This is a genomic window from Streptomyces sp. SID5910 (assembly GCF_009862125.1).
In the GTDB taxonomy this organism is placed as follows: domain Bacteria; phylum Actinomycetota; class Actinomycetes; order Streptomycetales; family Streptomycetaceae; genus Streptomyces.
In genome coordinates this window covers 1-9,497 of record NZ_WWHX01000999.1, presented here as the reverse complement: position 1 = coordinate 9,497, position 9,497 = coordinate 1, and the positions used below count along the sequence as shown (strand labels likewise).

At 73.3% G+C, this 9,497-nt stretch carries 11 protein-coding genes; 7 read left to right on the top strand and 4 right to left on the bottom strand.

Annotation, left to right across the window (positions count from 1 at the left end; all coding sequences use genetic code 11):
• From GTW67_RS35530 to GTW67_RS35510, 5 genes are all read left to right on the top strand, one after another.
• Positions 1–481 (top strand): class I SAM-dependent methyltransferase (locus GTW67_RS35530; protein WP_161168834.1); only part of this gene is annotated, 481 nt, incomplete at its 5' end.
• 46 nt (positions 482–527) lie between these two features.
• Complete coding sequence (locus GTW67_RS35525) at positions 528–791, top strand: hypothetical protein (RefSeq protein ID WP_161168833.1); 264 nt, start codon at positions 528–530, stop codon at positions 789–791.
• A gap of 81 nt (positions 792–872) precedes the next feature.
• Complete coding sequence (locus tag GTW67_RS35520; protein ID WP_161168832.1) at positions 873–1,844, top strand: N-acetylmuramoyl-L-alanine amidase; 972 nt, start codon at positions 873–875, stop codon at positions 1,842–1,844.
• A 157-nt stretch (positions 1,845–2,001) separates the two neighbouring features.
• Complete coding sequence (locus GTW67_RS35515) at positions 2,002–2,898, top strand: DUF5336 domain-containing protein (protein WP_161168831.1); 897 nt, start codon at positions 2,002–2,004, stop codon at positions 2,896–2,898.
• Between the two features lie 108 nt (positions 2,899–3,006).
• Positions 3,007–3,294 (top strand): hypothetical protein, encoded by a 288-nt coding sequence (locus GTW67_RS35510; RefSeq protein ID WP_161168830.1) that lies wholly within the window; start codon positions 3,007–3,009, stop codon positions 3,292–3,294.
• A 39-nt stretch (positions 3,295–3,333) separates the two neighbouring features.
• Here the strand turns inward: GTW67_RS35510 and GTW67_RS35505 are convergent, their stop codons facing one another.
• From GTW67_RS35505 to GTW67_RS35495, 3 genes are read right to left on the bottom strand one after another with little or no spacing between them, the layout of a single operon-like run.
• Positions 3,334–4,404, bottom strand: a complete 1,071-nt coding sequence (locus GTW67_RS35505) for a prenyltransferase (protein WP_161168829.1) — start codon at positions 4,402–4,404, stop codon at positions 3,334–3,336.
• A complete protein-coding gene (locus tag GTW67_RS35500; protein ID WP_161168828.1) occupies positions 4,401–5,135 on the bottom strand; it encodes a methyltransferase domain-containing protein in 735 nt (244 codons plus the stop codon). The genes GTW67_RS35505 and GTW67_RS35500 overlap by 4 nt, the downstream gene beginning before the upstream one ends.
• Positions 5,129–6,517 (bottom strand): glycosyltransferase, encoded by a 1,389-nt coding sequence (locus GTW67_RS35495; RefSeq protein ID WP_161168827.1) that lies wholly within the window; start codon positions 6,515–6,517, stop codon positions 5,129–5,131. Before GTW67_RS35495 ends, GTW67_RS35500 begins: the two co-directional genes overlap by 7 nt.
• A 180-nt stretch (positions 6,518–6,697) precedes the next feature.
• Here GTW67_RS35495 and GTW67_RS35490 point away from each other — a divergent pair, with 180 nt between their 5' ends.
• Positions 6,698–7,348 carry a TetR family transcriptional regulator gene (locus GTW67_RS35490; RefSeq protein WP_161168826.1) on the top strand — a complete coding sequence of 217 codons (651 nt, stop codon included), beginning with the start codon at positions 6,698–6,700 and terminating at the stop codon, positions 7,346–7,348.
• Positions 7,349–7,362: 14 nt separating this feature from the next.
• On the opposite strand, the gene GTW67_RS35485 is transcribed toward GTW67_RS35490, so the two are convergent.
• A complete protein-coding gene (locus GTW67_RS35485; RefSeq protein ID WP_161168825.1) occupies positions 7,363–8,034 on the bottom strand; it encodes a phosphotransferase in 672 nt (223 codons plus the stop codon).
• A gap of 304 nt (positions 8,035–8,338) precedes the next feature.
• Between GTW67_RS35485 and GTW67_RS35480 the strand changes: the two genes are divergently transcribed.
• Positions 8,339–9,497 (top strand): SCO2321 family membrane protein (locus GTW67_RS35480; protein ID WP_161168824.1); only part of this gene is annotated, 1,159 nt, incomplete at its 3' end.

Here is a 9,497-nt window from a genome sequence, read left to right as displayed (position 1 = left end):
TGACGCGGCCCGCCGGGCCGGGGTCACCGCGCTCACCGTCGACCACCACCGGGGCAGCGAGGAGCAGCAGCCGGGCTGGGACTACCACGACCCGGAGACGGTCGACCCCGACCTCGGCGTGATGGACACGCTCCCGACCTTCCGCCGCACGCTCCACAAGGCGGGCCTGGAGGACCACGTAGTCGCCCTGGTCGGCCGCTCCCCCCAGGTGGCCGCGATCTGGAACTCCCCCCTCGCCCTCGTCTTCGTCGACGGCGGCCACACCGACGAGCACGCGAACGCCGACTACGAGGGCTGGGCCCCGCACGTGGCCGAGGGCGGCCTGCTGGTGATCCACGACGTCTTCCCGGACCCGGCGGACGAGTTCACCGGCCAGGCCCCGTACCGCGTCCACCTCCGGGCGCTCGCGTCGGGCGCGTTCACGGAGGTCTCGGCGACCGACTCGCTGCGTGTCCTGCGGCGCACGGGCAAGGGAATCTGATCGCGTCCGCCGCCCCCGGCGCGCGGCCGTATGCGATCGTTCGGCCATGAGCAGTGACTACGACCGCGTCCGCACCGGCATCGAGTTCATGACGGCCTACGTCTCCGGGGACGACCTGCTGTCCGAGTACGTCGCCGAGCGGCGCCGCGAGGACCCGCTGGCGACGGAGGCCCTGATGGACGGCGCGGCGGCGCTCTGCGCGCAGTTGCTGCGCACCATGGCGAGGGTGACCGGCAAGACCGAGCACGAGCTGCTCCAGGAGCTGGCCCGCGGCACCTACCGCCACGAGCAGCAGTCGGACGACGACTGACGGACGACGGACCGGACGGCTGACAGACGACTGACCGGACGCGCCCTGCGGAGCGCGCCCGGGGCCTCTAAGGTGGCTGACGTGTCGTACACAGGCCCGGACTTCGATCCACCCCAGCCCCGCCGTTCCCCCCTGCGTCGCCCGCTGACCGTGGCGATCGCCGCGCTCGTCCCCGGTGCGCTGCTCGGCTGGGGGGTGTACGCGGCGGTCGGCGGCCCGGACGACGACGGCGGCACGGACCGGGCGTCCGGCGCCGCGACGTCGAGGGCGCCGTCTCCCCGGGATTCCGCGCCGGGCGCCAAGTCGCCGACGGGTACGTCCTCTTCGGCCGTGGACGACAAGCCCTCCGCGTCCCCGTCCGCGCCCGCCGCGAACTCCGGCCCCCTGAAGGGGAAGGTCGTCGTCATCGACCCGGGGCACAACACGGGCAACTTCCAGCACACGTCCGAGATCAACCGCAAGGTCGACATCGGTACGAACCACAAGGAGTGCGACACCACGGGCACGGCCACCAACGCGGGCTGGCCCGAGGCGAAGTTCACCCTGGACGTGGCCCACCGGCTGCGCACGCTCCTTGAGGCGCAGGGCGCCACGGTGAAGCTGACGCAGGACGGCGACCGCCCCTACGGGCCCTGTGTGGACGAGCGGGCCCGGATCGGCAACGAGGCGAAGGCGGACGCCGCGATCTCGATCCACGCCGACGGCGCGGGGGCCGGCAACCGGGGCTTCCACGTGATCCTGCCGGGCTCGGTGCACGACGGTGCCGCCGACACCCGTGCCATCGTCGCCCCCTCCGCGGAACTCGGCCAGCGCATCGCGGGCAACTTCGTCCGCGTGACGGGCAGCGCGCCCTCCAACTACATCGGTGACGGTACGGGTCTGGTCACGCGCACGGACCTGGGCGGTCTCAATCTGTCAACGGTTCCGAAGGTGTTCATCGAGTGCGGGAACATGCGTGACAGCAAGGACGCGGCCCTCCTGACCAGCGGCGCGTGGCGGCAGAAGGCGGCGCAGGGGATGTCTGAGGGAATCGTGAGTTTCCTGCGCGGGTAGTGATCGCCGTACAGATCCCTGCGGACAGGCCCGGCGTGCGGACGATAGTGTCTCCGTACGATGAGGGGTCACCCCCGCGCTTCCCATCAGGGCCCGACGGCGACATGGTGACAGCGACGCCTCTACCGACGACGAGACGACCTACGAAGGACCTGAAGTGAATATCCGCTCCCTCACTCGAGGCGACGGCGTGGTGATCGGAGCAGCGGTGTTGCTGTTCATCGCGTCGTTCCTCGACATCTACTCGATCGACGGCGTGCCCGACAGTGTCGAAATGCCCAACTTGTGGGAAAGCGGCCCTGTCCTGATGGGGGTCGTCCTCGCGGGCATCATCGGCGCCGCTCTCGTCGTGGTCTCCCGGAGCCTGCCGCAGCCCAAGAAGGTCGCCGGGCTCGACCTCGGGCAGTTCGGTGCCGCCTTCGCGATCTTCGCCGCGTGGACCGCGCTGGGCAACGTCTTCGACCCGGCCGGCGGCACCGACAACTTCGGCGGCTCCTCCGACGGTCCGGACGCCGGCATGGGCCTGATCCTCGCCTTCATCGCGACGCTGCTCATGGCCGCCGCCGCGATCGCCACGCCCCTCGTGCCCGCTCTCAAGGGCGCGCTCGTCCCGGCCCAGCGTCCGGCCGCGCCGCAGCCCTACGGGGCCCAGCCGCAGGGTGGTTACGGCTACCCGGGCGCGGGTGCGCCGCAGCAGCCGTACGGCGCGCAGCCGGGTCAGCCGGGGCAGCCCGGCCAGCCGGCGTTCGGCGGTCAGCCGCAGCCGGGGCAGCCTCAGCCGGGTCAGCCGCAGCCGGGTCAGCCGCAGCCGGGGCAGCCGCAGGCCCCGCAGCAGGCGCAGGCGCAGCCGGCCGGGGACTTCTCGCCGTTCTGGTTCGCCGTGCCGGTGCCGCGTCCGCTGTTCGCGGAGGACGGTTCGCCGACGCCGATCGCCGAACTGGCGCCGGGCACCTGGTACCTGGCCGTCGAGCAGCGCGGTGCGAACCTGGTCGCGCAGACGCAGGACGGCCGTCGCGGCGTCCTCCAGGACACCTCGGGCATCCAGCGCGGCTGATCCCAGAAAGTCGCTGAACGACCCCAACGGCCCCCCGCCCGGACGCAGTTCCGGGCGGGGGGCCGTTCGCACAGGTTTCCGTCGGGCTTGCGGGGCCATACGGAAAGCATGTCTAGATACCACGGTTCCAGCTCCGCAGGCCGGGCCATCGCGATCGTCGCGGACATCATGGCCCTCATCCTCGGCCTGTGGATCCTGATGTACCTGTTGGACGCCAACCGGGCCAACGACCTGGTGCGGTTCGTCCATGACGCGGCCAACTGGCTGGCAGGCTGGTCGCGTGACCTGTTCACCTTCGACGAGGCCTGGGCGCGCGTCGTCGCCGGGTACGGACTGGCCGCGCTGGTCTACCTGTTCGTCGGCCACGCCATCGCCAACCGCCTCGGCCACCGCTGACGGGACCGAGGCGCTGACCGCGCCGGCGGGACCGGCAGGTCAGACGCAGCAGTCCGGGTCGAGCCCCCTGGGCAGCCGGTCGCCGGAGAAGATCTGGCAGGTCGCCTCGTGGCCGCCGAGCGCGGCGACGGCGAGCAGCAGCGACCCGGCCGTCCAGGTGGTCAGCTCGCGCGGCCAGACGACCTGGTCGTCGAAGACGTACCCCGTCCAGTACAGCCCGCTGTCCGGATCCCGCAGGTGCTGGATGGACTGGAGGATCTCCAGGGCGCGGTCGGACTCGCCCACCGCCCACAGCGCGAGGGCGAGTTCGGCCGACTCGCCGCCGGTCACCCACGGGTTGGGGACGACGCAGCGCACGCCGAGGCCGGGGACGACGAAGCGGTCCCAGCTCTCCTCGATGCGGGAGCGGGCCTCGGTGCCGGTCAGCGCGCCGCCGAGGACGGGGTAGTACCAGTCCATCGAGTAGCGGCCCTTGTCGAGGAACCGCTCGGGGTGGCGCCGGATGGCGTGCCGCAGTGCGCCGACCGCCAACTCCCAGCCGGGCTGCGGCTCTTCACGCTGTTCGGCGATGGCGAGGGCGCAGCGCAGGGCGTGGTGGATGGACGAGCTGCCGGTGAGCAGGGCGTCGTGGGTGGGGGTGCCGTCGTCGTCGCGGCGCCAGCCGATCTGCCCGCCGGGCCGCTGGAGCCGCAGGACGAACTCGGTCGCGGCGACGACGACCGGCCACATGCGGTCGAGGAACGTGTCGTCGCCGGTGGCGAGGTAGTGGTGCCAGACGCCCACGGAGACGTAGGCGACGAAGTTGGTCTCCCGGCCGCGGTCGGTGACGTCGGCGAAGTCGCCGTCGGCGTAGGCGGCGTACCAGGAGCCGTCCTGCTGCTGGTGCCGGGCCAGCCAGGTGTACGCCCGCTCGGCGGCGGCGTGTTCGCCGGCCGCGTCCAGGGCCATGGCCGCCTCGACGTGGTCCCAGGGGTCGAGGTGGTGGCCGCGGAACCACGGGATGGCGCCGTCCTCGCGCTGCACGGCGAGGATGCCGCGGACGGTGGCGGCGGCCTGCTCGGCGGTGAGGACGCCGGGCAGGACGAGGTGCTCGGTGCGGGGGGTGGTCACGTGGCGTCCACCGGCGGGAGGTGGGGCTTGGTGGCGTAGGCCACGAAGCTCTTGCCGATCAGCGGGTTGAGGGCCTGCTCGGCGACGCGGGTCGCCAGCGGCTTCTTCATGATGTCCCAGACCAGCAGCTTGTGGTACGCCCGCACGGGCAGCGCCTTGTCGTTGTCGACGCCGAAGGCGCACTTGAGCCACCAGTACGGCGAGTGCAGGGCGTGCGCGTGGTGGGTGCCGTACGGCTTGAGGCCGGCCTCGCGGATGCGGGCGAGGAGCTGGTCGGCCTTGTAGATGCGGATGTGGCCGCCCTCGACCTCGTGGTAGGCGTCGGACAGCGACCAGCAGACCTTCTCGGGGCCGTAGCGCGGCACGGTGATGGCGATGCGGCCGCCGGGCCTGAGGACGCGGACCATCTCGGCGAGGACGCCCTTGTCGTCGGGGATGTGCTCCATCACCTCGGAGATGATGACGACGTCGAAGGACTCGTCCGGGAAGGGCAGGGCCAGCGCGTCGCCCTCCATGGCGGTGGCGGTGGCACCGGCGGGGGCCTCACCGGCCTCCTTCATCGCGGCGAACCACTTGGCGACCTCGCGGATCTCCTCGGCGTTCTGGTCCAGCGCGACGACCTGGGCGCCGCGCCGGTAGCACTCGAACGCGTGCCGTCCGGCGCCGCAGCCGAGGTCCAGGACGCGGTCGCCGGGGGCGAGCGGGAACCGGGAGAAGTCGACGGTCAGCACGTGGCCCTGCTTTCGGGATAGACGCCGGTGTCACCGGTGAGGGCCGCGGGGCCCGTCACGGTCCTCGGGGTGGTCGGGGAGGCGGGGCCGATGGCCTCGCGGTAGCGGGCGACGGTGCCCTCGGCGGCCCGCGCCCAGGTGAAGTGGCGCAGCACGCGTTCGCGTCCGGCGGCGCCGAGCCGGGCCCGCAGCGCGGGGTCGCCGAGCAGCCGCTTCAGTCCGGCGGCCAGCGCGCCCGCGTCGCCCGGGGGTACGGCGAGGCAGGTCTCCCCGTCGCGTCCGGCGACCTCGGGGACGGCCCCGCCGGTGGTGGCGAGCAGGGCGGTGCCGGTGGCCATGGCCTCGGCGGCGGGCAGCGAGAACCCCTCGTACAGGGACGGCACGCAGGCCACCTCCGCCGAGCGGACGAGGTCGACGAGTTCGGCGTCGGTGATGCCTTTGACGAACTCGACGGCGCCGCCCAGGCCGTACCGCTCGATCGCCTGGGCGACGGGCCCCTCGGCGGGCCGCTTGCCGACGACGACGAGATGGGCGTCGGGCTGCTCGGTGCGGACCTTCGCCAGCGCCTCGACCAGGAAGACGAGGCCCTTGAGCGGCACGTCCGCGCTGGACGTGGTCACGATCCGGCCGGGCACCTGCGGCACCGACGGGTCGGGCGAGAACAGGTCGGTGTCGGCGCCGATGTGGACGACGTGGATGCGGTCGTCCCGTACGCCGAGGTGGTCGGCGATCTCCTGGCGGGAGGTGCCGGAGACGGTGAGCACGGAGGGCAGGCGGCGGGCGACGCGCTTCTGCATGCGGGTGAAGGCGTACCAGCGGCGCACGGACAGGCGGCGCTTGCGGCCCTCGGCGGCGTCCAGCTCCAACTGCCGGTCCACGGTGATGGGGTGGTGGATCGTGGTGACGAGCGGGGCGCCCACGTCGCCCAACAGCCCGTAGCCGAGGGTCTGGTTGTCGTGGACGACGTCGAAGTCGCCGCGGCGGGCACGCAGATGGCGGCGGGCGCGCAGCGAGAAGGTCAGCGGCTCGGGGAAGCCGCCGGTCCACATGGTGGCGACCTCCAGGGCGTCGACCCAGTCGCGGTACTCGCCGCGCTTCGGGGTGCGGAAGGGGTCGGGCTGCCGGTAGAGGTCGAGGCTCGGCAGCTCGGTGAGGGACAGCCGGTCGTCGTGGCCCTCGTCGAGCACGGGGTAGGGCTGGGCGCCGATGACCTCGACCCGGTGGCCCAGGCGGGCCAGTTCGCGTGAGAGGTGCCGGACGTAAACGCCCTGGCCGCCGCAGAACGGGTTTCCCTTGTAGGTGAGGAGTGCGATGCGGAGCGGTCGCAAGCCGTCTGCGGCGAGCTCCTGACGAGGACCCGCCTGACTGGCCTCAGCGGTCACTCTGGGCCCCTCTCTCCCTGCTTCGTCCCGCGACACTATGCCGGGACGTTAATCTAGAACAAGTTTCAGACTTGATCGTCAGAGGCTCCGAATCTACCGGCAGGTAAGGGCGCTGTGACGAGTGGATCAGGTGATTCACGCCACGACGGCGGCCACGACGGGACAGGCAGGGGGAAGAAGGTGACCAAGGTGGACAACCCGGCGACGGCACCCGCCTCCTCCCCGCCGCTGACGGAGCGGCAGGAGGCCCGCCGCCGCCGCATCCTCCAGGCGAGCGCCCGGCTGGCCGGCCGGGGCGGTTTCGACGCGGTGCAGATGCGCGAGGTCGCCGAGTCCTCGCAGGTCGCCCTCGGCACGCTGTACCGGTACTTCCCGTCCAAGGTGCATCTGCTGGTCGCGACCATGCAGGACCAGCTGGAGCACCTGCACGCGACGCTGCGCCGGCAGCCGCCGACCGGTGAGACGGCGGCGGAGCGGGTGGCGCAGACCCTGATGCGGGCGTTCCGCGCCCTCCAGCGCGAGCCGCAGCTGGCCGAGGCGATGGCCCGCGCCCTCACCTTCGCCGACCGCAGCGTCTCCCCGGAGGTCGACCAGGTCTCCCGCCAGACCACGGCGATCATCCTGGACGCGATGGGCGGCCTGGACCACCCGACCCCCGAGCAGCTCTCGGCGATCCGCGTGGTCGAGCACACCTGGCACTCCACGCTGATCACCTGGCTCTCGGGCCGCGCGTCCATCGCCCAGGTGAAGGGCGACATCGACACGGCCTGCCGCCTGCTCGACCTGACGGAGGCCGGGGAGGCCGGGGAGGCGCGCACGCCGGTCCGGTGAGGACGGGAAGCCGGTCAGGTCAGGTGCGTGCGGATCAGCGCCTCGGCGTCCGGCAGGACCTCCCGCTCCCGCCGGCTCATGGTCGGGTTGGCCGCGCGCCGCCGCCGCGCCTCGGCGAGACCGTCGGGGGTGAGGCCCGAGGGGTCGGCGAGCAGCGCGGCCAGCATCTCCGCGGCGGGCCCGGCCATCGGCCCGTCGTCGGCGGCCACCTGGGCGAGGATCACCGCCGACATGCCCCAGTCCAGGCCCGGGTCGCCCTCCTCGGCGTTGGACCAGTCGATGACCCGGGGCCCGTCGGGCGTGAGGATCACGTTGTCCGGATGCAGGTCCAGGTGCAGGACGCGGACGCCGGGATCGGCGGAGCGGGGCGCGGGGACGTCGTGCAGCCGGCGCAGCAGCCCGGCGAGCACCGTGCCCGCCTCCCCGGGCGCCAGGGTGCCGGACAGGCAGGCCCGCAGCATGGTCGGCCCGGACAGCCGCTCCAGCACCAGGTCGGTCCGCGGCGCCCCAGGACCGCCGGGCCGCACCCGCGGCGCCGGGTAGCCGTGCGCGCGGACGTGCTCCATCACCGCGCCCTCGGCCACGGCGTCCCCGACGCCCTCCCGGTCGCGGCGCAGCACCCACGCCTCGTCGATCTCGTACACGTCGGCCGTGCGGCCGGCGCCCAGCAGTCTCCCCAGCGGCATGCCCGGACGGTACTGGAGGTCCGTGCGGCCCCCGCGACCGCCCCTCGGCCCGCCTTGCTACGGCCGGGTAAAGTGGCGGCGTCGTCATCACACCCGTACGGGGGGAAGCCGGTGCAATTCCGGCGCTGACCCGCAACCGTGAGCCGCCTTCCCGGGCGGTGAGCCGGATCGCCCCGGACGGACCTGTGACCGGCTCACGTGCCCGGCGCCCGCCGTGCACGGGCACCGTCGAGGCATACGGGGCCGAGCCGCCGGGGGTGCCCCGTGCTGTCCGGTCCCGCACAGGGAAAGGCACCCGCCGATCATGAACGTCCGCCGTCGCAGCGCCACGGCTCTGGCCGCCATAGCCGTGCTCGGCGCCGCCGCCGCGCCCGCGGTCGCCGCCGACCCGTCACCGTCCGCCTCCGCGTCGAAGTCCACGCCGGCCGGGCTGTACGGCACCGCCGACCCCCAGTACGACGGCGTGTGGCGCCAGTCGCTCGCGATGCTCGCCCAGGACACCGTGGGCGTGATCCCGTCCGCGACGGCCGTGCGGTGGCTCACCGGGCAGCAGTGCGACAACGGCGCCTTCGCGGCCTACCGTGCCGACACCGCCAAGCCCTGCGACGCCAAGACCATGGTCGACACCAACAGCACGGCCGCCGCCGTCCAGGCGCTGTGGGCCGTCGGCGGGCACGGCGACGCCGTCGAGGACGCGCTCGGCTGGCTGAAGTCCGTGCAGAACAAGGACGGCGGCTGGGGCTACACCCCCGGCGGCCCCAGCGACGCCAACTCCACCTCCGTGGTCATCGGCGCCCTGACCGCCACCAGCACCAAGCCCGAGTCGGTCGCGAAGGACGGCAAGACGCCCTACGACGCCCTGCTGACGTTCGCGCTGCCCTGCTCGGCGGACAAGGGCGCGGGCGCCTTCGCCTACCAGCCCGACAAGGACGGCAAGCTCTTCGCCAACGACGACGCGACCGCCGCCGGTGTCCTCGGCGCGCTCGGCAAGGGCCTGGTCGCCGAGCCGGGCAAGGCGGCGGGCGGCGGCGACGCGACCTGCGCCGGTGGCGACAAGCCCACGCGGGAGCAGGCCGCCGCGAACGGCGCCGCGCACCTGATGCAGGCGGTCGCCAAGGACGGCCACCTCATGTCCGCCCTGGCCGGCGCCGACCCCCAGCCCGACTACGGCAACACCGCCGACGCCGTCGTCGCGCTCGCCGCGCGGGGCGGGGTCGGCAGTGCCGCGAAGCCGCTGGCCTGGCTGGAGAAGAACTCCGCGACCTGGGCCGCGCAGAGCGGACCCGCCGCCTACGCCCAGCTCATCTTCGCCGCCCACGCCACGGGCACCGACCCCCGCGCCTTCGGCGGCACCGACCTGGTGCAGCAGCTCAACGCCACGGGCCCGACCCCGCAGGGCGTCAAGGACACGGCCACCACCGAGGACGGCAAGCAGGACAAGGCGAAGGACGAGAAGGACGACT